This is a genomic window from Haemophilus sp. HN_Hi16 (genome assembly GCF_049823435.1).
Classification (GTDB): domain Bacteria; phylum Pseudomonadota; class Gammaproteobacteria; order Enterobacterales; family Pasteurellaceae; genus Haemophilus; species Haemophilus influenzae_D.
The window spans coordinates 150280-172825 of the sequence record NZ_CP187500.1 but is presented as its reverse complement, the minus strand read 5'-3'; the positions used below and the strand labels follow the sequence as shown (position 1 = coordinate 172825).

General features: G+C 39.2%; 37 protein-coding genes. 31 read left to right on the top strand and 6 right to left on the bottom strand.

Going from position 1 to position 22546, the window contains the following annotated elements:
* Window positions 1-10 precede the first annotated feature (10 nt).
* Both ribB and ACPT9C_RS00885 read left to right on the top strand, forming a co-directional pair.
* Window positions 11-658, top strand: a complete 648-nt coding sequence (gene ribB / locus ACPT9C_RS00890) for a 3,4-dihydroxy-2-butanone-4-phosphate synthase (protein WP_050948742.1) — start codon at window positions 11-13, stop codon at window positions 656-658.
* Window positions 659-754: 96 nt separating this feature from the next.
* The gene (locus tag ACPT9C_RS00885) at window positions 755-1525 is read left to right on the top strand and encodes a glycosyltransferase family 25 protein (protein WP_050948741.1); all 771 of its coding nucleotides are present in this window, start codon (window positions 755-757) and stop codon (window positions 1523-1525) included.
* A gap of 48 nt (window positions 1526-1573) precedes the next feature.
* On the opposite strand, the gene trmL is transcribed toward ACPT9C_RS00885, so the two are convergent.
* Together trmL and rsmD are read right to left on the bottom strand one after the other, a co-directional pair.
* On the bottom strand, window positions 1574-2056 hold the full coding sequence (gene trmL, locus ACPT9C_RS00880; RefSeq protein WP_005685948.1) for a tRNA (uridine(34)/cytosine(34)/5-carboxymethylaminomethyluridine(34)-2'-O)-methyltransferase TrmL: 483 nt from the start codon (window positions 2054-2056) through the stop codon (window positions 1574-1576).
* Window positions 2057-2066: 10 nt separating this feature from the next.
* On the bottom strand, window positions 2067-2648 hold the full coding sequence (gene rsmD / locus ACPT9C_RS00875; protein ID WP_014551074.1) for a 16S rRNA (guanine(966)-N(2))-methyltransferase RsmD: 582 nt from the start codon (window positions 2646-2648) through the stop codon (window positions 2067-2069).
* Window positions 2649-2744: 96 nt separating this feature from the next.
* Here rsmD and ftsY point away from each other — a divergent pair, with 96 nt between their 5' ends.
* Genes ftsY through ftsX form a run of 3 tightly spaced genes read left to right on the top strand, consistent with a single transcriptional unit; the run spans window position 2745 to window position 5576 of the window.
* Complete coding sequence (ftsY, locus tag ACPT9C_RS00870) at window positions 2745-3962, top strand: signal recognition particle-docking protein FtsY (RefSeq protein WP_050948740.1); 1218 nt, start codon at window positions 2745-2747, stop codon at window positions 3960-3962.
* An 18-nt stretch (window positions 3963-3980) separates the two neighbouring features.
* Entirely contained in the window at window positions 3981-4637 is a 657-nt protein-coding gene (gene ftsE / locus ACPT9C_RS00865; protein ID WP_005635730.1) for a cell division ATP-binding protein FtsE, read from the top strand.
* Between the two features lie 9 nt (window positions 4638-4646).
* Window positions 4647-5576, top strand: coding sequence for a permease-like cell division protein FtsX (gene ftsX, locus ACPT9C_RS00860; protein ID WP_050948739.1), 930 nt, complete (start codon window positions 4647-4649; stop codon window positions 5574-5576).
* Between the two features lie 94 nt (window positions 5577-5670).
* Here the strand turns inward: ftsX and ACPT9C_RS00855 are convergent, their stop codons facing one another.
* Genes ACPT9C_RS00855 through atoD form a run of 4 tightly spaced genes read right to left on the bottom strand, consistent with a single transcriptional unit; the run spans window position 5671 to window position 9542 of the window.
* A complete protein-coding gene (locus ACPT9C_RS00855; protein WP_050948738.1) occupies window positions 5671-6852 on the bottom strand; it encodes an acetyl-CoA C-acetyltransferase in 1182 nt (393 codons plus the stop codon).
* 14 nt (window positions 6853-6866) lie between these two features.
* Window positions 6867-8210, bottom strand: a complete 1344-nt coding sequence (locus ACPT9C_RS00850) for a TIGR00366 family protein (RefSeq protein WP_005652362.1) — start codon at window positions 8208-8210, stop codon at window positions 6867-6869.
* A gap of 2 nt (window positions 8211-8212) precedes the next feature.
* Window positions 8213-8878 (bottom strand): 3-oxoacid CoA-transferase subunit B, encoded by a 666-nt coding sequence (locus tag ACPT9C_RS00845; protein WP_038440343.1) that lies wholly within the window; start codon window positions 8876-8878, stop codon window positions 8213-8215.
* Between the two features lie 10 nt (window positions 8879-8888).
* The gene (gene atoD / locus ACPT9C_RS00840; RefSeq protein WP_005648442.1) at window positions 8889-9542 is read right to left on the bottom strand and encodes an acetate CoA-transferase subunit alpha; all 654 of its coding nucleotides are present in this window, start codon (window positions 9540-9542) and stop codon (window positions 8889-8891) included.
* Between the two features lie 250 nt (window positions 9543-9792).
* On the opposite strand from atoD, the gene ACPT9C_RS00835 reads away from it, so the two are divergent.
* From ACPT9C_RS00835 to rpsK, 26 genes are all read left to right on the top strand, one after another.
* Complete coding sequence (locus ACPT9C_RS00835) at window positions 9793-10695, top strand: LysR family transcriptional regulator (RefSeq protein WP_032822986.1); 903 nt, start codon at window positions 9793-9795, stop codon at window positions 10693-10695.
* 234 nt (window positions 10696-10929) lie between these two features.
* On the top strand, window positions 10930-11241 hold the full coding sequence (rpsJ, locus tag ACPT9C_RS00830; RefSeq protein ID WP_001181005.1) for a 30S ribosomal protein S10: 312 nt from the start codon (window positions 10930-10932) through the stop codon (window positions 11239-11241).
* A gap of 16 nt (window positions 11242-11257) precedes the next feature.
* Entirely contained in the window at window positions 11258-11884 is a 627-nt protein-coding gene (gene rplC / locus ACPT9C_RS00825) for a 50S ribosomal protein L3 (RefSeq protein ID WP_050948737.1), read from the top strand.
* Between the two features lie 15 nt (window positions 11885-11899).
* A complete protein-coding gene (gene rplD / locus ACPT9C_RS00820; protein ID WP_050846563.1) occupies window positions 11900-12502 on the top strand; it encodes a 50S ribosomal protein L4 in 603 nt (200 codons plus the stop codon).
* On the top strand, window positions 12499-12798 hold the full coding sequence (rplW, locus tag ACPT9C_RS00815) for a 50S ribosomal protein L23 (RefSeq protein ID WP_005632756.1): 300 nt from the start codon (window positions 12499-12501) through the stop codon (window positions 12796-12798). Before rplD ends, rplW begins: the two co-directional genes overlap by 4 nt.
* A gap of 17 nt (window positions 12799-12815) precedes the next feature.
* Window positions 12816-13637 (top strand): 50S ribosomal protein L2, encoded by an 822-nt coding sequence (gene rplB / locus ACPT9C_RS00810; RefSeq protein ID WP_050948736.1) that lies wholly within the window; start codon window positions 12816-12818, stop codon window positions 13635-13637.
* A gap of 25 nt (window positions 13638-13662) precedes the next feature.
* Window positions 13663-13938, top strand: coding sequence for a 30S ribosomal protein S19 (gene rpsS / locus ACPT9C_RS00805; protein WP_005539416.1), 276 nt, complete (start codon window positions 13663-13665; stop codon window positions 13936-13938).
* A gap of 11 nt (window positions 13939-13949) precedes the next feature.
* Window positions 13950-14282, top strand: a complete 333-nt coding sequence (gene rplV / locus ACPT9C_RS00800) for a 50S ribosomal protein L22 (protein WP_005625897.1) — start codon at window positions 13950-13952, stop codon at window positions 14280-14282.
* Window positions 14283-14299: 17 nt separating this feature from the next.
* The gene (gene rpsC, locus ACPT9C_RS00795; RefSeq protein WP_021034699.1) at window positions 14300-15007 is read left to right on the top strand and encodes a 30S ribosomal protein S3; all 708 of its coding nucleotides are present in this window, start codon (window positions 14300-14302) and stop codon (window positions 15005-15007) included.
* Between the two features lie 13 nt (window positions 15008-15020).
* Window positions 15021-15431 carry a 50S ribosomal protein L16 gene (gene rplP, locus ACPT9C_RS00790; protein ID WP_005625890.1) on the top strand — a complete coding sequence of 137 codons (411 nt, stop codon included), beginning with the start codon at window positions 15021-15023 and terminating at the stop codon, window positions 15429-15431.
* Entirely contained in the window at window positions 15431-15622 is a 192-nt protein-coding gene (rpmC, locus tag ACPT9C_RS00785; RefSeq protein WP_005625888.1) for a 50S ribosomal protein L29, read from the top strand. Before rplP ends, rpmC begins: the two co-directional genes overlap by 1 nt.
* On the top strand, window positions 15622-15879 hold the full coding sequence (rpsQ, locus tag ACPT9C_RS00780; protein ID WP_005625886.1) for a 30S ribosomal protein S17: 258 nt from the start codon (window positions 15622-15624) through the stop codon (window positions 15877-15879). The genes rpmC and rpsQ overlap by 1 nt, the downstream gene beginning before the upstream one ends.
* 232 nt (window positions 15880-16111) lie before the next feature.
* A complete protein-coding gene (gene rplN / locus ACPT9C_RS00775) occupies window positions 16112-16483 on the top strand; it encodes a 50S ribosomal protein L14 (protein ID WP_005548786.1) in 372 nt (123 codons plus the stop codon).
* Between the two features lie 10 nt (window positions 16484-16493).
* On the top strand, window positions 16494-16805 hold the full coding sequence (gene rplX / locus ACPT9C_RS00770; protein WP_005635734.1) for a 50S ribosomal protein L24: 312 nt from the start codon (window positions 16494-16496) through the stop codon (window positions 16803-16805).
* A 17-nt stretch (window positions 16806-16822) separates the two neighbouring features.
* Window positions 16823-17362, top strand: coding sequence for a 50S ribosomal protein L5 (rplE, locus tag ACPT9C_RS00765; protein WP_005625881.1), 540 nt, complete (start codon window positions 16823-16825; stop codon window positions 17360-17362).
* 11 nt (window positions 17363-17373) lie between these two features.
* Complete coding sequence (gene rpsN / locus ACPT9C_RS00760; protein WP_005625879.1) at window positions 17374-17679, top strand: 30S ribosomal protein S14; 306 nt, start codon at window positions 17374-17376, stop codon at window positions 17677-17679.
* Between the two features lie 36 nt (window positions 17680-17715).
* Entirely contained in the window at window positions 17716-18108 is a 393-nt protein-coding gene (gene rpsH / locus ACPT9C_RS00755; RefSeq protein WP_050948735.1) for a 30S ribosomal protein S8, read from the top strand.
* A 15-nt stretch (window positions 18109-18123) separates the two neighbouring features.
* A complete protein-coding gene (gene rplF, locus ACPT9C_RS00750) occupies window positions 18124-18657 on the top strand; it encodes a 50S ribosomal protein L6 (RefSeq protein ID WP_005690391.1) in 534 nt (177 codons plus the stop codon).
* Between the two features lie 13 nt (window positions 18658-18670).
* Complete coding sequence (gene rplR, locus ACPT9C_RS00745) at window positions 18671-19024, top strand: 50S ribosomal protein L18 (protein WP_005690393.1); 354 nt, start codon at window positions 18671-18673, stop codon at window positions 19022-19024.
* Window positions 19025-19038: 14 nt separating this feature from the next.
* Complete coding sequence (gene rpsE, locus ACPT9C_RS00740) at window positions 19039-19539, top strand: 30S ribosomal protein S5 (protein WP_005625871.1); 501 nt, start codon at window positions 19039-19041, stop codon at window positions 19537-19539.
* 6 nt (window positions 19540-19545) lie between these two features.
* The gene (rpmD, locus tag ACPT9C_RS00735; RefSeq protein ID WP_005543631.1) at window positions 19546-19725 is read left to right on the top strand and encodes a 50S ribosomal protein L30; all 180 of its coding nucleotides are present in this window, start codon (window positions 19546-19548) and stop codon (window positions 19723-19725) included.
* Window positions 19726-19728: 3 nt separating this feature from the next.
* The gene (gene rplO / locus ACPT9C_RS00730; RefSeq protein WP_005648410.1) at window positions 19729-20163 is read left to right on the top strand and encodes a 50S ribosomal protein L15; all 435 of its coding nucleotides are present in this window, start codon (window positions 19729-19731) and stop codon (window positions 20161-20163) included.
* Window positions 20164-20170: 7 nt separating this feature from the next.
* Entirely contained in the window at window positions 20171-21496 is a 1326-nt protein-coding gene (gene secY / locus ACPT9C_RS00725) for a preprotein translocase subunit SecY (RefSeq protein WP_005652382.1), read from the top strand.
* 28 nt (window positions 21497-21524) lie between these two features.
* The gene (gene rpmJ / locus ACPT9C_RS00720; RefSeq protein ID WP_005625868.1) at window positions 21525-21638 is read left to right on the top strand and encodes a 50S ribosomal protein L36; all 114 of its coding nucleotides are present in this window, start codon (window positions 21525-21527) and stop codon (window positions 21636-21638) included.
* A 139-nt stretch (window positions 21639-21777) separates the two neighbouring features.
* On the top strand, window positions 21778-22134 hold the full coding sequence (rpsM, locus tag ACPT9C_RS00715) for a 30S ribosomal protein S13 (protein ID WP_005648406.1): 357 nt from the start codon (window positions 21778-21780) through the stop codon (window positions 22132-22134).
* Window positions 22135-22149: 15 nt separating this feature from the next.
* A complete protein-coding gene (gene rpsK / locus ACPT9C_RS00710) occupies window positions 22150-22539 on the top strand; it encodes a 30S ribosomal protein S11 (RefSeq protein WP_005543603.1) in 390 nt (129 codons plus the stop codon).
* The last annotated feature ends 7 nt before the right edge of the window (window positions 22540-22546 follow it).

Below are 22546 nucleotides of genomic sequence, written 5' to 3'. Positions count from 1 at the left end.
GGAAATTACTATGAATCAGTCAATTTTATCTCCATTCGGCAATACCGCTGAAGAACGCGTACTTAAAGCAATTAATGCCTTCAAAAAGGGAAATGGCGTATTAGTTTTAGATGATGAAGATCGTGAAAATGAAGGCGATTTAATTTTCCCAGCAGAAACAATCACGCCAGAACAAATGGCAAAATTAATTCGTTATGGCAGTGGTATCGTTTGTTTATGTATTACCGATGAACGTTGCCAACAACTCGATTTACCGCCAATGGTAGAACACAATAATAGCGTAAACAAAACGGCTTTCACTGTAACGATCGAAGCCGCGAAAGGTGTTTCTACAGGCGTATCTGCCGCAGACCGAGTAACTACTATTCAAATGGCGATTGCGGATAATGCACTTCCAACAGATTTGCATCGTCCTGGTCATATATTTCCACTTCGTGCAGCAAATGGTGGCGTACTTACTCGCCGCGGACACACTGAAGCGTCCGTTGATTTAGCGCGTTTAGCAGGATTTAAAGAAGCAGGTGTTATTTGTGAAATTACTAACGACGATGGCACAATGGCTCGCACCCCCGATATTGTAGAATTTGCAAAGAAATTTGGTTATTCTGTGCTTACCATTGAAGATTTGGTTGAATATCGTTTAGCAAATAATATTTAATTTTAGAGAGAAAAGTGTGGTTAAAATTTCTATGATTTTTCACCGCACTTTTTATATTATACTGTTCCACCTTTTTATTTATTTGGGTTACTTATTATGCATAATGCAGCTCAGCACAATTATGTTATCAGTTTAACTACCGAACAAAAACGCCGAAAACACATTACCGAAGAATTCGGTAAGCAGAATATTCCCTTTGCATTCTTTGATGCTATCACGCCTGACCTTATTGAAGAAACCGCTAAAAAATTTAATATTACATTAGATCGTTCTCCTCAAGCCAAGTTATCAGATGGAGAAATTGGTTGTGCATTAAGTCATATTGTCTTGTGGAATTTAGCCTTAGAGAACAATTTAAACTATATCAATATTTTTGAAGATGACATTCATCTAGGGGAAAATGCCAAAGAATTATTAGAAATTGATTATATTTCTGATGATATTCATGTTTTAAAATTAGAAGCAAATGGCAAAATGTTCTTAAAAAAACCACAATCTGTAAAATGTGATAGAAATGTTTATCCCATTACGGTAAAACAATCAGGATGTGCTGGATATACTGTTACAGCGAAAGGGGCTAAATATTTGCTTGAATTAGTAAAAAATAAACCACTTGATGTAGCAGTTGATTCCCTTGTTTTTGAGGATTTTTTACATTTCAAGAATTATAAAATAGTACAACTTTCACCTGGTATTTGCGTTCAAGATTTTATATTACATCCAGATCATCCTTTTGAAAGCAGTTTAAAAGAGGGGAGAGATAGAGTGCACGGAAATCAACGTAAGTTTTCTATTTTAGAAAAAATAAAAAATGAATTTGGACGAGTAAAAATAAAAATGTTCGGAAAACAAGTTCCATTTAAATAACAAAAGTGCGGTTAAAAATCTTATTAAATTTTAACCGCACTTTTTTGTTTATTTTACTTCTGGTAAATTTACCGCACCTTTATAGCCTAATTGTCGCCACGCTTCATAAACCGTTACTGCAACCGAATTAGACAAGTTCATACTGCGGCTATTGGCTGTCATTGGAATGCGGATTTTTTGTTCCAGCGGCATTTCATTTAAAATTGACATCGGAATGCCACGAGTTTCTGGGCCAAACATTAAATAATCCCCAAGTTCAAATTTTACTTGGCTATGTGCTGGACTGCCTTTTGTTGTGAGTGCCAAGAGACGTTGGGGTTTTTCGCTTTCTAAAAAGGCTGCAAAAGTCTTGTGGCGTTTGATTTCCGCAAATTCGTGATAATCCAAACCTGAGCGGCGTAAGCGTTTATCATCCCAAGTGAAACCTAGGGGTTCAATTAAGTGCAAGCGAAATCCTGTATTGGCACAAAGGCGGATAATGTTACCGGTATTTTGTGGGATTTCTGGTTCATATAAAACAATATCTAACATAATTTTTTCTCTAATTCTGATATAAACGATAACTCACCATTCCCGTCGTTTTTTCTTTCAATAACGTCCAGTTTTCAGGAGTAATAAGCGGTTTATCTTTCTCTGTTTCTACGTAAATTAACGCATTGGGTTTTAGCCAATTATTTTCACAAAGTAAACTAATTGCTTGTTCTGCCAAATTAAAATGAAAAGGTGGATCTAAAAACACCACATCAAAGTGCGGTTGATTTTGTGGCTGTTTTAGAAAATCCAAACTACTTTGATTAATTACTTCAGCCTGTTCTGATGAGCATTTGAGTGTTTGTAAATTCTTTTTTAATTGATTGGCAACGGTTTTATCCAATTCTAAAAAAGTCACTTTTTTCGCTTGGCGAGAAAGTGCTTCAAAACCTAACGAACCACTCCCCGCAAAGCCATCTAAACATACAGACTGATGAATGTAAGGCATTAACCAATTAAAAAGCGTTTCTTTCACTCTATCGCCAGTTGGGCGTAAGCCTTCAGAATTTAATACTGGAAGTTTTCGACCTCGCCATAGCCCAGCAATAATGCGAACCTCGCCCTTTGCATTTGGCGTTTGTATTTTTTTCATAAAGATTCGATTTTTATTGAAAATTTTGCTTAGTTTAGACGATTTTTTGCTAGAATGAACGACATTTTTATCGGATTACAGTTAAGAGAGCATTTTATGGCTGAAGAAAATAAAAAAGGCGGATTTTGGGCATCGTTATTTGGGCGTAATAAAAAGCAAGATGAACCTAAAATAGAGCCAATAATTGAAGAAGAAAAGATTAAAGATGTCGAGCCGTCTATTGAAAAATTTGAAGCTAATGATTTAGTCGAAGAAGAAAAAATACAGGAAATTTCAACCGCACTTGAGCCAGTTGCACTTGAGCCAGTCGAAGAAATCATCGAAGCGAAAAATTTAGAAGATGATCTTCAGCCCGTTGTTGAAATTGAAACTCGCGGAAAACCAAGTGAAGGGGGCTTTTTTAGTCGTTTAGTTAAGGGATTACTGAAAACTAAACAAAATGTTGGCGCGGGTTTTCGTAGCTTTTTCTTAGGAAAGAAAATTGATGATGAGTTGTTTGAAGAATTGGAAGAACAACTTTTGATTGCGGATATTGGCGTGCCGACAACAAGTAAAATCATCAAAAATTTGACTGAACATGCAAGCCGCAAAGAATTACAAGATGCCGAGCTTTTATATCAGCAATTAAAAGTAGAAATGGCGGATATTCTTGAGTCAGTAGCACAACCGTTAGAGATTGATAGCACGAAAAAACCTTATGTGATTTTAATGGTGGGCGTAAATGGTGTGGGTAAAACGACGACAATTGGTAAGCTCGCACGTAAATTTCAGGCTGAAGGAAAATCAGTGATGCTTGCGGCGGGCGATACTTTCCGTGCAGCGGCTGTTGAGCAGCTTCAAGTTTGGGGAGAACGTAATCATATTCCAGTTGTTGCGCAAAGCACGGGTTCTGATTCTGCATCGGTGATTTTTGATGCGATGCAATCAGCGGCTGCACGCAATATTGATATTCTTATTGCGGATACGGCGGGTCGTTTGCAAAATAAAAATAACTTAATGGACGAACTGAAAAAAATTGTTCGTGTTATGAAAAAATATGACGAAACTGCGCCACATGAAATTATGCTTACGCTGGATGCTGGCACAGGACAAAATGCCATTAGCCAAGCGAAATTATTTAATGAAGCTGTGGGTTTAACAGGAATTTCACTCACAAAATTAGACGGCACGGCAAAAGGCGGCGTGATTTTTGCCATAGCCGATCAGTTTAAGTTGCCTATTCGTTATATTGGCGTGGGCGAGAAAATAGAAGATTTACGTGAGTTTAATGCCAAGGAATTTATTGAGGCATTATTCGTTCATGAAGAAGAATAAAAAGAATAAGGAAAAATTGTGATTAAGTTCTCAAATGTTTCTAAAGCCTATCACGGTGCAACGCAGCCTGCGTTACAAGGCTTGAATTTTCATCTTCCAGTGGGAAGTATGACTTATTTGGTTGGGCATTCAGGCGCAGGGAAAAGTACATTACTCAAGCTTATTATGGGGATGGAAAAAGCCAACGCAGGTCAGATTTGGTTTAACGGACACGATATTACTCGTTTGTCAAAATATGAAATTCCGTTTTTGCGTCGCCAAATTGGTATGGTTCATCAAGATTATCGTTTATTAACAGATCGTACTGTGGTGGAAAATGTGGCATTGCCGTTGATTATTGCAGGTATGCATCCAAAAGATGCGCATACACGTGCTATGGCATCTTTAGATCGTGTAGGATTGCGTAATAAAGCGCACTATTTGCCACCACAAATTTCTGGAGGGGAGCAGCAACGTGTTGATATTGCGCGTGCGATTGTGCATAAACCTCAGCTCTTACTAGCAGATGAACCAACGGGTAATTTAGACGATGAACTTTCTTTAGGCATTTTTAATTTGTTTGAAGAATTTAATCGTCTCGGAATGACAGTGTTAATTGCTACTCACGACATTAATTTAATTCAACAAAAACCAAAACCTTGTCTTGTGCTTGAACAAGGTTATTTACGTTATTAAGGAATAATCATGAGCCGACCGGATGCATCTGTTTTTGTTCAAACAGCCTATACTTTGCGTGCAGTATGGGCGGATTTATGGCAACGTAAATTTGGCACGCTGCTCACGATTTTGGTGATTGCTGTATCTCTGACGATCCCAACCGTGAGCTATTTAATGTGGAAAAATTTACATTTAGCGACCACACAATTTTATCCTGAAAGTGAATTGACGATTTATCTGCATAAAAACTTAAGTGAAGAAGACGCAAATTTGGTGGTGGAAAAAATCCGCCAACAAAATGGGGTGGAATCCCTTAATTATGTTTCTCGCCAAGAAAGTTTAAAGGAATTTAAAAGCTGGTCTGGCTTTGGCGAAGAATTAGAAATTTTAGATGATAATCCATTACCTGCGGTCGTGATAGTAAAACCGACGAGCGAATTTAATGTGTCAGAAAAACGTGATGAGTTACGTACCAATTTAAATAAAATCAAAGGGGTACAAGAAGTTCGCTTGGATAATGATTGGATGGAAAAATTAACCGCACTTTCTTGGTTAATTGCTCACGTGGCAATTTTCTGTACTGTATTAATGGCGATAGCGGTATTCTTGGTTATTGGTAACAGTATCCGCTCTGATGTGTATAGTAGCCGATCAAGTATTGATGTGATGAAATTGCTTGGTGCAACAGATCAATTTATTCTTCGTCCTTACCTTTATACAGGGATGATTTATGCTGTATTAGGTGGATTAGCCGCTGCAATTTTTAGTAGTTTTATTATCAGCTATTTTACTTCTGCAGTGAAATATGTAACGGATATTTTTGCCGTCCAATTCAGTTTGAATGGATTAGGCGTTGGCGAATTTATATTCCTATTAGTGTGCTGTTTAATTATGGGCTATGTTGGGGCGTGGATTGCCGCGACAAGGCATATTGCGATGATGGAGAGGAAAGAATAATTGGATATCAAAAGAAAAGCGAATTTCTTAAAAGAAATTCGCTTTTTTAGTTAGAAGTGAAATATTTCGCTGTTGTAGTTTAGGAAGTAAATGGTTATAAGCGTTCTACAATCATAGAAATACCTTGACCACCGCCAATACAAAGTGTAGCAAGCCCAAGTTTTTTATCTTTTTCGATAAGATTGTGCAATAACGTTACTAAAATCCTTGCACCACTCGCGCCGATTGGATGCCCAAGTGCGATAGCTCCACCATGAATATTGGTTTTATTCATATCCAAATTGAGATCTTTGCCAACACCTAAGAACTGTGAGGCAAAGGCTTCATTTGCTTCTATCAGATCGATATCATCAAGATTTATTCCTGCTTTTTTCAATGCTTTTTGCGTTGCTGGAACTGGACCTAATCCCATAACAGATGGATCTACCCCACCGCTGGCATAGCTTCTAATTTTTGCAATGGCTTTTAATCCAAGTGCATGAGCTTTGCTTTCGCTAACTAAAATAAGTGCTGCAGCACCATCATTAATGCCAGAAGCGTTACCTGCGGTGACAGTACCCTCTTTTTTGAAAGCAGGTTTTAATTTAGCTAAACCTTCAGCTGTAGTATCTGCTTTAGGATACTCGTCTCGTGAAACAATAATGTCACCTTTGCGAGTTTTTACCATAACAGGGACAATTTCCTTATCAAATACACCTAATTGCACGGCTTGAGATGCTAAGGTTTGTGAACGTAATGCGAGTTCATCTTGTGCTTGGCGGCTAATGCCATATTGTTCTGCAATATTTTCGGCAGTAATCCCCATATGATAGTGATTGCTAGCACAAGTTAGTCCGTCTTCAATCATTGTGTCCCTTAATGTGAGATTACCCATTTTGACGCCTTGTCGTACTTTGCTATCTAAAAGATAAGGTGCTTGGCTCATATTTTCCATGCCACCCACAACAACAATATCAGCATCACCACTGGTAATAGACTGTGCACCTAATGCGACACTTTTTAGACCAGATCCACATACTTTATTGATTGTTAAAGAAGGGATTTCTTTCTCTATTCCTGCTTTTAATGCTGCTTGACGGGCTGGATTTTGCCCTAGTCCTGCTTGTAATACGTTCCCCATGATGACTTCATTAACTAATGCACTTTCAATGTTGGCACGCTTGATGGCTTCTTGTATCACAATTGCACCTAAATCAACCGCACTTACGGAAGATAATGCACCATTAAAGCTGCCGATCGGTGTTCTAACTGCACTAATAATAACAACATTTTCCATTTTTAACTCCTTTTCTATAAGAAATATAAACCAATAATAAAAATTGGTGCGGTGAAGATAAGTGCGGTCATGCAGAAGCCCATAATATCTCTCACGCCAAGCCCTGCGATACCCAGTGCTGGTAATGCCCAAAATGGCTGAGCCATGTTCATCCACTGCTCACCATAGGCAATTGCCATTGTAGACTTACCTAGATCTGCACCTAATGCTTGAGCAGCAGGGATAACAAATGGTCCTTGGATGACCCAGTGACCGCCACCAGAAGGCACTGCAAAGTTAATAAAAGCAGAACTAAAGAAGGTTAATAATGGGAAAGAATCTTTGTTAGCAACATTGATAAAGAATTCGGTGATTAAACCACCTAAGCCTGAATGCTCCATCATTAGTTGCACACCCGCATAGAATGGGAATTGCACTAAGATCCCTGCTGTGCTTCGTGTGGCATTAATAATTGCTCGCATATAGGCCATTGGCGAGCCATGAAGCACAATTCCTGTGATTAAGAAAATAAGGTTTACATTATTAATTGTGAGATTGAATCCGTTTTTGTAGAAATACATACCGAGGTAACTATATCCTAATGCCCCGATTGTATAGGCTAAGAAGCGGCTTTCTTCCATTTTTTCAGCAAGTGTTGCATCTTTATCCAATTTTTTATCAAATGTTGGATCGGGCGCAATAAGTTTTGGATCAATACTTTTTGCTTCGCCATTTTTGGGCATCATCATATAGGTAATGAAAGGCAAGCAAATGACTAAACTTAACGTGATAAAAATATTGTACCCAGAGAAAAGCGTACTAACTGCAGGAATAATACCTTGTGGGTTGCTTTCGCTCACCATTAAATGAGCAACTGGGTTGCCTGGTGTTGCGGCTAAAAGTGGCATTGAGCCTGAAAAACCTCCACCCCATGTCATAAATGCAATATAGGCACAGGCAATCAGTAAGGCGTAGTCACTGCCTTTTATTCTCCGTGCGACTTCTTTTGCAAACATCGCACCAACGACCAAACCGAAGCCCCAGTTAATGATACAGGCAATTGAACCCATAAACGTAACTAAGACAACACCTTGTGCTGGTGTTTTTGCTATTGAAGCGATTGTAGAAAGAAACTTACGAATTTGTGGTGAGGTTGCAAGAGCATTACCAGTTACGACAATTAATGCCATTTGCATACCAAAACCAAGTAAATTCCAAAAGCCATTACCCCACATATTAACTAAATCAACAGGTGTACTATCGGTTAATCCCCAAGCACAAATGAATGTGACAAAGGTGAGTAACACGGCAAAAATAAGTGGGTCTGGCAGGTATTTACTGACGAATGTCGTCATAAAACGAGAAACGCGACTAATCATAATTAAAGTCCTTTTTGGCTGATTTGCATTTCTTTGAAATCATCGGCAACAATGAAATCGGCTTCTGTTTTGGCTTTAATTGTTTCTAAATCCACATGAGGAGCGTGTTCTTTTAGAACTAATCTGCCTTCAATGAAGTTAAATACTGCCAATTCGGTAACCACCATGGCAACTTTTTTACTTGCTGTGAGCGGTAAGGTACATTTCTTTAGAATTTTTGAGGAACCTGACTTGGCACAATGTTCCATGCCAATAATCACTTTTTTTGCACCCGTCACTAAGTCCATTGCTCCGCCCATTCCTGGTACCATTTTGCCAGGTACCATCCAGTTAGCGAGATTTGCTTCTTGATCAACTTCAAGTCCACCTAGCACACAGGCATCAACATGACCGCCACGAATTAAAGCGAAGGAAAAAGCACTATCAAAAGTAGCACCGCCTTTTTTAATTCCACAAGGCTGACCACCAGCATTTACTAAGTTTGAATTAGCAGTTTCTGGGTCAAATGCAGTTAAACCAAGAAAGCCATTTTCTGATTGAAGTGTAATATTGACATTATCAGGTAAATAATTAACAACCTGTGTTGGTAAACCAATACCAAGATTAACAATATCTCCATCATGTAATTCCATCGCAATTCGGCGAGCGATTAATTCTTTTGCATTCATGGCGTTCTCCTTATTCTGAACAAACAATGTAATCAATTAATGCGGCTGGCGTGATGACTTCATCTGGGGGTAACTGACCGACCTCTAGTAGATTATCAACTTGGGCAATGACAGTTTTGGCTGCTAAAGCAACGAGTGGATTAAAGTTTCTAGCAGATAATTCATAAGCTAAATTGCCATTCATGTCACCTTTTTGAGCATGGATAATGGCAATATCAGCTTTTAGTGGGAGTTCAAGCAAATATTCTTTGCCATCAATTTGAATTTTTTGTTTTCCTTCTTCAACAACAGTACCGACACCCGTAGGTGTTAAAATACCACCTAATCCAGCACCACCTGCACGAATCCGTTCAGCTAAGGTACCCTGTGGAACGAGTTCTACATCTATTTCACCAGCAATCATTTTTTTACCAGTTTCTGGATTTGTACCAATATGGGATGTAATTAAACGTTTGACTCGATTATTTACAATTAAAGGGCCTACGCCAGTGTCAATAAAGGCTGTGTCATTGCCTATGAGTGTGAGATCCTTTACGCCAGAATCTAAGATTTGTTGGACAAGTTTGGCTGGAGTGCCGATACCCATAAATCCACCAAACATGATGCTCATACCATCATGTAGGTGTTGATTTAGATTATTAAGCTTAAGATGTTTTTGTGTCATAGAGACCTCCTAATAACGAGATTAAAAGAAAGAATATCAACAAATAAGTATCTTATATTTCAAATGGATATGTTTCTTGTGATGATCCTTGATAGGCGATAAAGGAACTAGATTGATATTGAAAATAGCAAAAAAAATTTCGTAAAAGAAATACATCTTTCTTAGGGGGGTATAAGTTATTTTGATAGTGTTTTAAACAATCCTTGTGCTATATTTTATAAAAATGGCAGCCCTTAGGGGGGTGAAAATGATGGATATTAGGCATCTAAGATATTTTGTTTCAATCGTAGATAATGATTTTAATTTAAGCCGAGCGTCTCAAAATTTATATGTGTCTCAACCTGCATTAAGTATGATGATTACAGAGTTTGAGAATCGTGAAAATATTCAGATATTTAAACGGGCATCAGGAAAAATTATTGGACTAACCTTTGCGGGGGAGAATTATTATCGTGATGCAAAAGAAGTGATCAAGCGTTACAATGATATGAGAACAAATCTTTATAAATCAAAAGATTGTAAGAAAGGTACGATAACAATTGGTATTCCTCCCTTAGTTTTATCAGCCGTGTTTTCTTCTGTATTGCCTAATCTTATTCTTAAGAATCCAGATATTAATTTCATTATTAAAGAAATTGGAGCTTATGCTCTAAAGAGTGAACTTCTTTTAGATAAAGTTGATTTAGCCGTGTTGTTATATCCCGAGCGAATATCAAAAAATATTATTGATTCAATTGAAATTCATAGTTCTGAATTAGCCTTATTTCTTTCACCAAAGCATGTTTTAGCAAAAAAACAACAAATCACATGGGCCGATTTACATCACCAGAAAATGGCAATTTTTGATCAAACATTTATGATTCATCATCATTTGAAGGAAGCTTTTGAGCGCAATAATTGTTATCCAGATATTGTTTTGGATTCGAGCTGTTGGGATTTTCTGCTAAGTGCGGTCAAAACAAACAAAGAATTATTAACTATTCTACCGTTACCTATGGCTGAGCTTTATCATTCAAAAGAATTTTTGTGTCGTAAAATCGAAAGTCCTGTTCCGTGGAAAGTGACACTATGTCGTCAAAGAAAAACGGTCTACACACATCTTGAAGAATATATTTTTGATAAATTATTAGAGGCTTTTAGGCCAACAAAATAGTTAAAATAAAAGCTTGCAAATAGGGTTGTCTTTCTATAGAATCTACGAGCCCTTAATATGAGAGCCGTTTAATGTAATCATTTATTAAACGAGCGTGACGATATGTCAGGCTAACAATGTTTCCGATTTGGAGACTATATAACAGGTAACTTGCACCTCCTTTTCTATTTTGAAGTTAGAATTGTGATTGGTGTTAGTTTTTTATTAGCTAAATTTTATTGGAGCTCTGGTCTAATGCAGAACCAAAGAATCCGTATCCGCTTAAAAGCTTTCGATCACCGTTTGATCGATCAATCTACTGCGGAGATCGTAGAAACAGCTAAACGTACTGGTGCACAAGTTCGTGGTCCAATCCCTTTACCAACTCGTAAAGAGCGTTTCACCGTGTTGATTTCTCCACACGTAAACAAAGACGCACGTGACCAATACGAAATTCGTACTCACAAACGTTTAGTAGATATCGTAGAGCCAACAGAAAAAACTGTTGATGCATTAATGCGTTTAGATTTGGCTGCCGGCGTGGACGTGCAGATCAGCCTAGGTTAATTAAGAGGTTATTACAATGATTGGTTTAGTCGGTCGTAAAGTTGGTATGACCCGTATCTTCAATGAAGACGGTGTTTCTGTACCAGTTACCGTTATCGAAATCGAAGCCAACCGCGTAACTCAAGTTAAAACTCTTGAAAACGATGGCTATACTGCAGTTCAAGTTACTACTGGTTCTAAAAAAGCGAATCGTGTAACTAAACCTGAAGCAGGCCATTTCGTGAAAGCAGGTGTTGAAGCTGGTCGCGGTTTATGGGAATTTCGTACTGAAGGTGAAGAATTCACTTTAGGTCAAGAAATCAATGTAGACATCTTTGCAGATGTTAAAAAAGTAGATATTACCGGTACTTCTAAAGGTAAAGGTTTCCAAGGTGGTGTTAAACGTTGGAATTTCCGTACTCAAGATGCTACACATGGTAACTCTTTATCACATCGTGTACTTGGTTCTATTGGTCAAAACCAAACTCCGGGTCGTGTGTTTAAAGGTAAAAAAATGGCAGGACATTTAGGTGCTGAACGTGTAACTGTTCAATCACTTGAAGTTGTTCGTGTAGATGCTGAGCGTAAATTGCTATTAGTAAAAGGTTCTGTGCCTGGTGCTATTAATGGCGATGTTATCGTTAAGCCAGCAGTTAAAGCATAAGTCTAGGAGATAGAGATGGAATTACAAGTTGTAGGTGCAAACGCACTAACTGTTTCTGAAACTACCTTCGGACGTGAGTTTAACGAAGCGTTGATCCACCAAGTTGTTGTTGCTTATGCGGCAGGTGCGCGTCAAGGTACTCGTGCGCAAAAAACTCGTGCTGAAGTGTCTGGTTCAGGTAAAAAACCTTGGCGTCAAAAAGGTACAGGTCGTGCTCGTGCTGGTGATATTAAATCACCAATCTGGCGTTCTGGTGGTACAACCTTCGCGGCTAAACCACAAGATCACAGCCAAAAAGTGAACAAGAAAATGTACCGTGGTGCTATCAAAAGCATTCTTTCTGAATTAGTTCGTCAAGACCGTTTGGTTGTTGTTGAAAAATTTGAATTAGATGCACCAAAAACTAAAGTTTTAGTACAAAAATTAAAAGATTTAGCCGTTGAAGATGCGTTAATTATCACAGCAAGTTTAGATGAAAATCTATTCTTAGCAGCACGTAACTTATATAAAGTTGATGTACGTGATGTTCAAGGTATCGATCCAGTTAGCTTAATTGCTTTCGATAAAGTGATTGTTACTATTGATGCTGTGAAACAAATTGAGGAGATCCTAGCATGAGTCAAGAACGTTTGCTAAGCGTGCTACGTGCACCGCACATCTCTGAAAAAGCAACGAACAATGCTGAAAAATCTAACACTGTTGTACTTAAAGTTGCTTTAGATGCGAACAAAGCTGAAATTGCTGCTGCTGTTGCTCAATTATTTGAAGTAAAAGTTGACTCTGTTCGTACTGTGGTTGTTAAAGGTAAAACTAAACGCCGTGGTAACAAAATGGGTCGTCGCAGCGACTGGAAAAAAGCTTATGTAACTTTAGCCGAAGGCCAAAATTTGGACTTCGTGGACAGTGCAGAGTAATCGGAGGAAATTAGAGAATGGCTATCGTTAAATGTAAGCCGACCTCCGCTGGTCGTCGTCACGTTGTTAAAATCGTGAACCCTGAATTACACAAGGGTAAACCTTACGCACCTCTTCTAGATACTAAATCTAAAACTGGTGGTCGTAACAACTATGGTCGTATTACTACTCGTCACATTGGTGGCGGTCACAAACAACACTACCGTTTAATCGATTTCAAACGTAACAAGTTAGACATCCCAGCGGTTGTTGAGCGTTTGGAATATGATCCAAACCGTTCTGCTAACATTGCTTTAGTGCTTTATAAAGATGGTGAACGCCGTTATATCTTAGCACCTAAAGGTTTGTCAGTAGGCGATCAAATCCAAGCTGGCATAAACTCACCAATTAAAGTGGGTAATTCATTACCAATGCGTAATATCCCAGTTGGTTCAACAGTACATAACGTTGAATTAAAACCAGGTAAAGGCGGTCAACTCGCTCGTTCTGCTGGTGCTTATGTACAAATCATCGCACGTGAAGGCAACTATGTAACTTTACGTTTACGTTCTGGCGAAATGCGTAAAGTATTAGCTGAATGTGTTGCAACAATCGGTGAGGTTGGTAACTCAGAACATATGCTTCGCGTATTGGGTAAAGCTGGTGCTAACCGCTGGAGAGGCATTCGCCCTACAGTTCGTGGTACTGCAATGAACCCAGTAGATCACCCACACGGTGGTGGTGAAGGTCGTAACTTTGGTAAACACCCAGTAACTCCTTGGGGCGTTCAAACTAAAGGTAAGAAAACTCGTCACAACAAACGTACTGATAAATATATCGTACGTCGTCGTGGCAAATAATAGATTAAATTAAAGAGGATTAGCCATGCCACGTTCTCTCAAGAAAGGTCCTTTCCTTGACCTACACTTGTTGAAGAAGGTAGAGAAGGCGGTGGAAAGCGGGGATAAAAAACCAATCAAAACTTGGTCCCGTCGTTCAATGATCATTCCATCAATGATCGGATTGACCATCGCAGTCCATAATGGTCGTCAGCACGTTCCTGTTTATGTATCTGATGAAATGATCGGTCATAAGCTTGGTGAATTTGCACCGACTCGTACATACCGCGGTCACGCGGCAGATAAGAAAGCTAAGAAATAAGAGGTAAATAGATGGAAACTATCGCAAAACATCGTTACGCTCGCACTTCTGCCCAAAAAGCTCGCTTAGTTGCCGATTTAATTCGTGGTAAAAAAGTTGCGCAAGCATTAGAAATCTTAACTTTCACTAACAAAAAAGCAGCAGCTTTAGTGAAGAAAGTTTTAGAATCAGCTATTGCAAACGCAGAGCACAATGACGGTGCAGATATCGATGATCTTAAAGTTGCTAAAATCTTCGTTGATGAAGGTCCTAGCATGAAACGTGTTATGCCACGTGCTAAAGGTCGTGCAGATCGTATTTTAAAACGTACTAGCCACATTACTGTGGTTGTGTCAGATCGTTAATAAGTAGAGGAATAGCAATGGGTCAAAAAGTACATCCACATGGTATTCGCCTAGGTATTGTTAAACCTTGGAGCTCTACTTGGTTCGCGAATACACAAGACTTCGCTGACAATCTTGAAGGCGATTTCAAAGTACGCAAATTCTTAAATAAAGAATTAGCAAATGCTTCAGTTTCACGTATTACTATTGAGCGTCCAGCTAAAAGTATTCGTGTAACTATTCACACAGCTCGTCCTGGTATCGTAATCGGTAAAAAAGGTGAAGATGTTGAAAAATTACGTAACGCAGTGTCTAAAATCGCTGGCGTTCCTGCTCAAATCAACATTGCTGAAGTGAAAAAACCTGAATTAGATGCGAAATTAGTTGCAGATAGCATCGCTTCTCAATTAGAACGTCGTGTAATGTTCCGTCGAGCAATGAAACGTGCGGTACAAAGCGCAATGCGTTTAGGTGCTAAAGGTATCAAAGTTGAGGTTAGCGGTCGTTTAGGTGGTGCAGAAATCGCACGTTCAGAATGGTATCGTGAAGGTCGTGTACCTCTACATACTCTTCGTGCGGACATCGATTATAACACTGCAGAAGCTCACACAACTTACGGCGTAATCGGCGTTAAAGTGTGGATCTTCAAAGGTGAAATTCTTGGTGGAATGGCTGCCGTTGCGCAATCAGAACAACAACCTACCGACAAGCCTAAAAAGGCTCCTCGCGGTAAAGGTCGTAAGTAAGGAGAAACGCTAAATGTTGCAACCAAAACGTACAAAATTCCGTAAAGTTCACAAAGGCCGCAACCGTGGTATCGCGGGCGGTACTGAAGTTAGCTTCGGTACTTACGGTTTAAAAGCAGTTGGTCGTTGTCGTTTAACCGCTCGTCAAATTGAAGCGGCACGTCGTGCAATGTCACGTGCAGTAAAACGTCAAGGTAAAATCTGGATTCGTGTATTCCCAGATAAACCAATTACTGAAAAACCATTAGAAGTCCGTATGGGTAAAGGTAAAGGTAACGTTGAGTACTGGGTAGCCTTAATCCAACCGGGTAAAGTGCTTTATGAAATGGATGGTGTGTCTGAAGAAGTAGCAAGAAACGCATTTGCATTAGCAGCTGCTAAATTGCCAGTTAAGACCACTTTCGTAACTAAGACGGTGATGTAATGAAAGCTCAAGATTTACGTACAAAAAGTGTTGAAGAGCTGAATGCTGAATTAGTAAACCTTTTAGGTGAACAATTCAAGTTGCGTATGCAGACAGCCACCGGTCAGCTTCAACAAACCCATCAGGCTAAACAAGTGCGTCGTGATATTGCACGTGTAAAAACTGTATTAACCGAAAAGGCGGGTGAGTAATGACTGATAAAATTCGTAGCGTACAAGGTAAAGTTGTTAGCGACAAAATGGAAAAATCTTTCGTTGTTGCTATTGAACGTAAGGTAAAACACCCTTTATATGGTAAGTTTATCCGTCGTACAACTAAATTACACGTACACGATGAGAATAATGAAGCCAAAGTTGGTGATACCGTAGAGATTCGCGAATGTCGTCCTCTATCAAAAACCAAATCTTGGACTTTAGTTCGCGTTGTTGAGAAAGCGGTAATCGCTTAATTCACAATATAACAATGAAAGGCCAATGGTTAATCCATTGGCTTTTTTACATTCAAAATCTTGTAAATTTCAACCGCACTTTTAATAAACGAGTTGAGAGGATAAAGGTAAATTATCATTGCCTTTCTCTTTTTCTTTTGTTAGAATTCGCCACCTATCCGCCATTCTATCTGAGTAGTGCGGATGGGTTCGTCCCGAAAGGGTGTTTTTTTAATCTTAACGGAGCACTAATATGATCCAAGAACAGACTATGCTGGATGTTGCTGATAATTCAGGCGCTCGCAGCGTAATGTGTATCAAGGTTCTAGGTGGATCGCACCGTCGTTATGCTGCGATTGGTGACATTATCAAAATTACTGTAAAAGAAGCAATTCCACGCGGTAAAGTAAAAAAAGGTGATGTATTAAAAGCAGTTGTTGTGCGCACCAAGAAGGGTGTTCGTCGCCCAGATGGCTCAGTTATTCGTTTCGATGGTAACGCTTGTGTAATTTTAAATAATAACACTGAGCAACCAATCGGTACTCGTATTTTTGGACCAGTGACTCGTGAACTTCGTTCTGAGAAATTCATGAAGATCATTTCTTTAGCTCCAGAAGTACTGTAAGGGGAATGTAATGGCTGCTAAAATCCGTCAAAATGATGAAGTAATTGTTCTTACTGGTAAAGATAAGGGCAAACGTGGCAAGGTAACTAAAGTGTTACCAAACGGTAAAGTGTTTGTTGAAGGTATCAACATCATTACTAAACATGAGAAACCAGTTCCTGCATTAGGAAAAGCTGGTGGTTTAGTGAAAAAAGAAGCTGCAATTGATGCTTCAAATGTTGCGATTTTCAATCCTAAAACAAATAAAGCTGACCGTGTAGGTTTTAGATTCGAAGACGGCAAAAAAGTACGTTTCTTCAAATCTAACAATGAAATTATCTAACAAACTGGAGTAATGCGATGGCGAAACTGCATGATTACTACAGAGATCAAGTAGTAAGCGAATTAAAAAATAAATTCGGCTACAAATCTGTCATGCAAGTCCCACGAATCGAAAAGATTACCCTGAATATGGGTGTGGGTGAAGCATTGACCGACAAAAAATTGCTAGACAACGCAGTAGCGGATTTAGCAGCAATCAGCGGTCAAAAACCTTTAGTAACTAAAGCTCGTAAATCTGTTGCTGGCTTTAAAATCCGTCAGGGATATCCAATCGGTTGTAAAGTAACACTACGCGGTGAGCGTATGTGGGAGTTCTTTGAACGTTTAATTACAATTGCTGTTCCACGTATTCGTGACTTCCGCGGTTTAAGCGCGAAATCGTTCGATGGTCGTGGTAACTATAGCATGGGTGTGCGTGAACAAATCATCTTCCCTGAAATCGATTACGATAAAGTAGATCGTGTACGTGGTTTAGATATCACTATCACAACTACTGCTAAGAATGATGAAGAAGGTCAAGCACTACTTGCTGCCTTTAATTTCCCATTCCGTAAATAAGGCAGGTTATAATGGCTAAACAATCAATGAAAGCACGCGATGTAAAACGCGTTAAATTGGCTGAAAAATTCTACGCAAAACGTGTTGAATTAAAGAAAATCATTTCTGATGTCAATGCCTCTGATGAAGATCGTTGGGATGCAGTGTTAAAGTTACAAACTTTACCACGTGATTCTAGCCCATCTCGTCAACGTAACCGTTGCCGCCAAACTGGACGTCCTCATGGCGTTTTACGTAAGTTTGGTTTAAGCCGAATTAAGGTTCGTGAAGCTGCAATGCGCGGTGAAATCCCTGGCCTTAAAAAAGCGAGCTGGTAATATACCACTTTATTTTGGAATCGGAGAAAAAGTACAATGAGTATGCAAGATCCAATCGCAGATATGCTGACCCGTATTCGTAACGGTCAAGCTGCGAACAAAGTTGCAATCAATATGCCTTCTTCCAAGCTAAAAGTGGCAATTGCCAATGTATTAGCTGCTGAAGGTTATATCGAAAGCGTAAAAGTTTTAGAAGGTGCTAAACCTGAATTGGAAATTACTTTAAAATATTTCCAAGGCAAACCAGTTGTAGAAAGCATCCAACGTGTAAGTCGTCCTGGTCTTCGTATTTACAAACGTAAAGATGAATTACCAAGAGTTATGGGCGGTTTAGGTGTTGCAGTTATTTCTACATCTAAAGGTGTTATGACTGACCGCGCTGCTCGTCAAGCAGGTTTAGGCGGTGAGATCATCTGTTATGTAGCTTAATAGAGAGGTAGGAAAATGTCTCGTGTTGCAAAGGCACCTGTTAATATTCCTGCCGGCGTTGAAGTTAAACTCGACGGTCAGCTATTAACAGTAAAAGGTAAAAATGGCGAGTTATCTCGCAAAATTCATGAATCAGTTGAAGTAAAACAAGATAACGGACAATTTACGTTCACTCCACGTGAAGGTTTTGTTGAAGCAAATGCTCAATCGGGTACTGCACGTGCATTAGTTAATGCAATGGTTATCGGTGTTACTGAAGGTTTCACTAAAAAATTAGTATTGGTGGGTGTAGGTTACAGAGCTCAACTTAAAGGCAATGCAATTGCATTAAGTTTAGGCTATTCTCACCCAGTAGAGCACACTTTGCCGGCAGGTATTACAGCAGAATGTCCATCTCAAACCGAAATCGTGTTGAAAGGTACAGACAAACAGTTGATCGGTCAAGTTGCAGCAGATATTCGTGCTTATCGCCGTCCTGAACCTTATAAAGGTAAAGGGGTACGTTACGCTGATGAAGTAGTGCGTATCAAAGAGGCTAAGAAGAAATAATTAAGGTAACACTATGGATAAGAAATCAGCTCGTATCCGTCGTGCAGCTCGTGCACGTCATATGATGAGAGAGCAAGGTGTAACTCGTTTAGTTATTCACCGCACTCCACGTCATATTTATGCACAAGTTATTGCACCAAACGGTTCAGAAGTGCTTGCCGCTGCTTCAACTGTTGAGAAAGCAATTCGTGAGCAAGTAAAATACACCGGTAATAAAGATGCAGCTGCTGCAGTAGGTAAAGCTGTTGCAGAACGCGCATTAGCAAAAGGCGTTCAAGTTGTTGCTTTTGATCGTTCCGGTTTTAAATATCATGGTCGTGTCCAAACTTTAGCGGACGCTGCACGTGAAGCTGGTCTACAGTTCTAATGAGGTAAATTGAGATGTCAAACATCGAAAAACAAGTTGGTGAACTGCAAGAGAAGCTAATCGCAGTAAACCGTGTATCAAAAACTGTAAAAGGTGGTCGTATTATGAGTTTCACTGCATTAACTGTGGTGGGCGATGGTAATGGCCGAGTAGGTTTTGGTTATGGTAAAGCGCGCGAAGTTCCAGCAGCGATCCAAAAAGCGATGGAAAAAGCACGTCGCAATATGATTAATGTCGCTTTAAATGAAGGTACATTACAACATCCAGTTAAAGGTGTTCATACTGGTTCACGTGTATTTATGCAGCCAGCAAGCGAAGGTACAGGTATCATCGCTGGTGGTGCAATGCGTGCGGTATTGGAAGTTGCAGGTGTACGTAACGTTCTTTCTAAAGCGTATGGTTCTACCAACCCAATTAACGTTGTTCGTGCAACTATTGATGCATTAGCAAATATGAAATCACCAGAAATGGTTGCTGCAAAACGCGGTAAAACTGTTGATGAAATCTTGGGGTAATGAATAATGGCTAAAACTATTAAAGTAACACAAGTTCGTAGCTCAATTGCTCGTTTACCGAAGCATAAAGCTACCTTGCGTGGTCTTGGTCTTCGCCATATGCACCACACTGTTGAGTTAATTGATACGCCTGCAGTACGTGGTATGATTAACCAAGTTTCATACATGGTTAAAGTGGAGGAGTAAGAGATGCGTTTAAATACTCTATCTCCGGCTGAAGGTGCAAAGCATAGTGCTAAACGCCTCGGTCGTGGTATTGGTTCAGGTTTAGGCAAGACTGGTGGCCGCGGTCATAAAGGTCAAAAATCTCGTACTGGTGGCGGTGTTCGTCGCGGTTTCGAAGGTGGTCAAATGCCGTTATACCGTCGTTTACCAAAATTTGGTTTTACTTCAATGAAATCTGCAGTGACTGCAGAAGTTCGTTTAAATGAATTAACCAAAGTTGAAGGTAATGTAGTAACTTTAGAAACATTAAAAGCAGCAAATATCTTAACTAAAGATATCCAATTCGCTAAAGTAATTTTAGCAGGAGAAGTGAAATCTGCAGTAACGGTACGCGGTTTACGTGTAACTAAAGGTGCAAAAGCAGCAATTGAAGCTGCTGGCGGTTCAATTGAGGAATAATTAGCAAATGGCTAAACAACCAGGTTATCAAGCAAGAAGTACTAATAGCGGTAAAGGTGAATTAAAAAGCCGATTACTTTTCGTTTTAGGTGCACTTATCGTTTATCGAATTGGTTCATTCATTCCGGTTCCTGGTATTGATGCGGCTGTTCTAGCTCAATTAGTTGAACAACAAAAAGGCACTATCATTGACATGTTTAACATGTTCTCTGGTGGTGCTCTAAGCCGTGCATCCATTTTAGCATTAGGAATCATGCCATATATATCGGCATCTATTGTAATTCAATTGCTTGCAACGGTTTCTCCTGCTTTAGCAGAATTAAAGAAAGAAGGTGCTGCTGGTCAGCGTAAAATTTCTAAATATACTCGTTATGCGACAGTTGTTTTTGCAACGATTCAGGCAGTAGCTATTTCAACAGGTTTACCAAATATGTTGTCTGGCTTAGTGCCAAATGTTGGATTTAGTTTTTACTTTACTTCAGTTGTTAGTTTAGTCACTGGTACAATGTTCCTTATGTGGTTGGGTGAGCAAATAACTGAAAGAGGTATTGGTAACGGTATTTCAATTCTTGTTTTTGGCGGTATTGTAGCTGGTTTACCATCGGCTATTCTTCAAACTATTGAGCAGGCTCGTCAAGGACAGATGCATCCATTAGTTCTTCTTCTGATCGCAGCTATTGTATTTGCAGTAACTTATTTTGTTGTTTTTGTTGAAAGAGGACAACGTAGAATTCGCGTTGAATATGCGAAGCGTCAACAAGGTCGTCAAATTTTAGGTGGTCATTCAACACATTTACCATTGAAAGTGAATATGGCAAATGTAATGCCAGCAATTTTTGCTTCAAGTATTATTTTATTCCCAGCTACATTAACACAATGGTTTGGGCAAAATGATAAATTTGAATGGTTAAATAATTTATCAATGTTATTGAATCCTGGTCAGCCACTTTATTTGCTTGTTTATGCTGTCGCAATTATTTTCTTCAGTTTTTTCTATACAGCAATGCAATATAATCCTCGTGATACAGCAGATAATCTAAAAAAATCTGGTGCATTTATTCCAGGAATTAGACCCGGTGAACAAACATCACGTTATATTGATAAAGTGATGACTCGTCTTACATTAATTGGCGGTCTCTATGTAACGTTTGTATGTTTAGTTCCTTATATTATGACATCGGCTTGGGATGTTAAATTTTACTTCGGTGGAACATCTCTTTTAATTGTAGTCGTTGTAATTATGGATTTCATCGTTCAGGTTCAAAGTCATTTAATGTCTTCTCAATATGAATCTGCGTTGAAAAAAGCAAACCTTAAGGGTTTTGGACAATAATTGTTCATTTAAAGTAAAAGGATAAGCAATGAAAGTTCGTGCTTCCGTAAAGAAAATGTGTCGTAACTGTAAGATTGTTAAACGTGAGGGTGTTGTACGCGTATTGTGTAGCGACCCTAAACACAAACAACGTCAAGGTTAATTAACATTTTTCTTGCCAAGAACCAGTTGAGTAGTTATACTGCTCAACTCATTTATGTCCTTGATATTCTGTTTGAGTATCCTGAAAACGGGCTTTTCAAGATCAGAATATCAAATTAATTAAAATATAGGAGTGCATAGTGGCCCGTATTGCAGGCATTAACATTCCTGATCATAAACACGCTGTAATCGCTTTAACTGCAATTTACGGTATTGGTAAAACTCGTTCACAAGCTATTTGTGCAGCAGCGGGTATTGCTGAAGATGTTAAGATCAGAGAATTGTCTGAAGAGCAGATTGACAAACTGCGTGACGAAGTTGGTAAATTTACCGTTGAAGGTGACTTACGTCGTGAAGTAACACTAAACATCAAACGTCTTTTAGACTTAGGATGTTATCGTGGTTTACGTCATCGTCGTAGTTTACCGGTACGTGGTCAACGTACTAAAACTAATGCGCGTACCCGTAAGGGTCCACGTAAGCCGATCAAAAAATAGTCGGGGTAAATAAGAATGGCTAAAACACCAGTTCGTGCACGTAAACGTGTAAAAAAACAAGTTGTAGATGGCGTAGCACATATTCACGCATCTTTCAATAATACAATCGTTACTATTACTGACCGTCAAGGTAATGCTCTAGCTTGGGCAACTGCAGGTGGTTCAGGTTTCCGTGGTTCTCGTAAATCAACTCCGTTCGCAGCGCAAGTTGCGGCAGAGCGTTGTGCTGAAATCGTTAAAGAATTTGGCTTAAAGAACTTGGAAGTTATGGTTAAAGGTCCGGGTCCAGGTCGTGAATCTACAATTCGCGCGTTAAACGCAGCGGGTTTCCGTATCACGAATATTACTGATGTGACTCCGATTCCTCATAACGGTTGTCGTCCACCGAAAAAACGTCGTGTTTAAGACGTAT

Coding starts and splice junctions, on each gene's coding strand:
- ribB (WP_050948742.1), top strand. CDS start 11: ATGAATCAGTCAATTTTATCTCCATTCGGCAATACCGCTGAAGAACGC.
- ACPT9C_RS00885 (WP_050948741.1), top strand. CDS start 755: ATGCATAATGCAGCTCAGCACAATTATGTTATCAGTTTAACTACCGAA.
- trmL (WP_005685948.1), bottom strand. CDS start 2,056: ATGTTAGATATTGTTTTATATGAACCAGAAATCCCACAAAATACCGGT.
- rsmD (WP_014551074.1), bottom strand. CDS start 2,648: ATGAAAAAAATACAAACGCCAAATGCAAAGGGCGAGGTTCGCATTATT.
- ftsY (WP_050948740.1), top strand. CDS start 2,745: ATGGCTGAAGAAAATAAAAAAGGCGGATTTTGGGCATCGTTATTTGGG.
- ftsX (WP_050948739.1), top strand. CDS start 4,647: ATGAGCCGACCGGATGCATCTGTTTTTGTTCAAACAGCCTATACTTTG.
- ACPT9C_RS00855 (WP_050948738.1), bottom strand. CDS start 6,852: ATGGAAAATGTTGTTATTATTAGTGCAGTTAGAACACCGATCGGCAGC.
- ACPT9C_RS00850 (WP_005652362.1), bottom strand. CDS start 8,210: ATGATTAGTCGCGTTTCTCGTTTTATGACGACATTCGTCAGTAAATAC.
- ACPT9C_RS00845 (WP_038440343.1), bottom strand. CDS start 8,878: ATGAATGCAAAAGAATTAATCGCTCGCCGAATTGCGATGGAATTACAT.
- atoD (WP_005648442.1), bottom strand. CDS start 9,542: ATGACACAAAAACATCTTAAGCTTAATAATCTAAATCAACACCTACAT.
- ACPT9C_RS00835 (WP_032822986.1), top strand. CDS start 9,793: ATGGATATTAGGCATCTAAGATATTTTGTTTCAATCGTAGATAATGAT.
- rpsJ (WP_001181005.1), top strand. CDS start 10,930: ATGCAGAACCAAAGAATCCGTATCCGCTTAAAAGCTTTCGATCACCGT.
- rplC (WP_050948737.1), top strand. CDS start 11,258: ATGATTGGTTTAGTCGGTCGTAAAGTTGGTATGACCCGTATCTTCAAT.
- rplD (WP_050846563.1), top strand. CDS start 11,900: ATGGAATTACAAGTTGTAGGTGCAAACGCACTAACTGTTTCTGAAACT.
- rplW (WP_005632756.1), top strand. CDS start 12,499: ATGAGTCAAGAACGTTTGCTAAGCGTGCTACGTGCACCGCACATCTCT.
- rplB (WP_050948736.1), top strand. CDS start 12,816: ATGGCTATCGTTAAATGTAAGCCGACCTCCGCTGGTCGTCGTCACGTT.
- rpsS (WP_005539416.1), top strand. CDS start 13,663: ATGCCACGTTCTCTCAAGAAAGGTCCTTTCCTTGACCTACACTTGTTG.
- rplV (WP_005625897.1), top strand. CDS start 13,950: ATGGAAACTATCGCAAAACATCGTTACGCTCGCACTTCTGCCCAAAAA.
- rpsC (WP_021034699.1), top strand. CDS start 14,300: ATGGGTCAAAAAGTACATCCACATGGTATTCGCCTAGGTATTGTTAAA.
- rplP (WP_005625890.1), top strand. CDS start 15,021: ATGTTGCAACCAAAACGTACAAAATTCCGTAAAGTTCACAAAGGCCGC.
- rpmC (WP_005625888.1), top strand. CDS start 15,431: ATGAAAGCTCAAGATTTACGTACAAAAAGTGTTGAAGAGCTGAATGCT.
- rpsQ (WP_005625886.1), top strand. CDS start 15,622: ATGACTGATAAAATTCGTAGCGTACAAGGTAAAGTTGTTAGCGACAAA.
- rplN (WP_005548786.1), top strand. CDS start 16,112: ATGATCCAAGAACAGACTATGCTGGATGTTGCTGATAATTCAGGCGCT.
- rplX (WP_005635734.1), top strand. CDS start 16,494: ATGGCTGCTAAAATCCGTCAAAATGATGAAGTAATTGTTCTTACTGGT.
- rplE (WP_005625881.1), top strand. CDS start 16,823: ATGGCGAAACTGCATGATTACTACAGAGATCAAGTAGTAAGCGAATTA.
- rpsN (WP_005625879.1), top strand. CDS start 17,374: ATGGCTAAACAATCAATGAAAGCACGCGATGTAAAACGCGTTAAATTG.
- rpsH (WP_050948735.1), top strand. CDS start 17,716: ATGAGTATGCAAGATCCAATCGCAGATATGCTGACCCGTATTCGTAAC.
- rplF (WP_005690391.1), top strand. CDS start 18,124: ATGTCTCGTGTTGCAAAGGCACCTGTTAATATTCCTGCCGGCGTTGAA.
- rplR (WP_005690393.1), top strand. CDS start 18,671: ATGGATAAGAAATCAGCTCGTATCCGTCGTGCAGCTCGTGCACGTCAT.
- rpsE (WP_005625871.1), top strand. CDS start 19,039: ATGTCAAACATCGAAAAACAAGTTGGTGAACTGCAAGAGAAGCTAATC.
- rpmD (WP_005543631.1), top strand. CDS start 19,546: ATGGCTAAAACTATTAAAGTAACACAAGTTCGTAGCTCAATTGCTCGT.
- rplO (WP_005648410.1), top strand. CDS start 19,729: ATGCGTTTAAATACTCTATCTCCGGCTGAAGGTGCAAAGCATAGTGCT.
- secY (WP_005652382.1), top strand. CDS start 20,171: ATGGCTAAACAACCAGGTTATCAAGCAAGAAGTACTAATAGCGGTAAA.
- rpmJ (WP_005625868.1), top strand. CDS start 21,525: ATGAAAGTTCGTGCTTCCGTAAAGAAAATGTGTCGTAACTGTAAGATT.
- rpsK (WP_005543603.1), top strand. CDS start 22,150: ATGGCTAAAACACCAGTTCGTGCACGTAAACGTGTAAAAAAACAAGTT.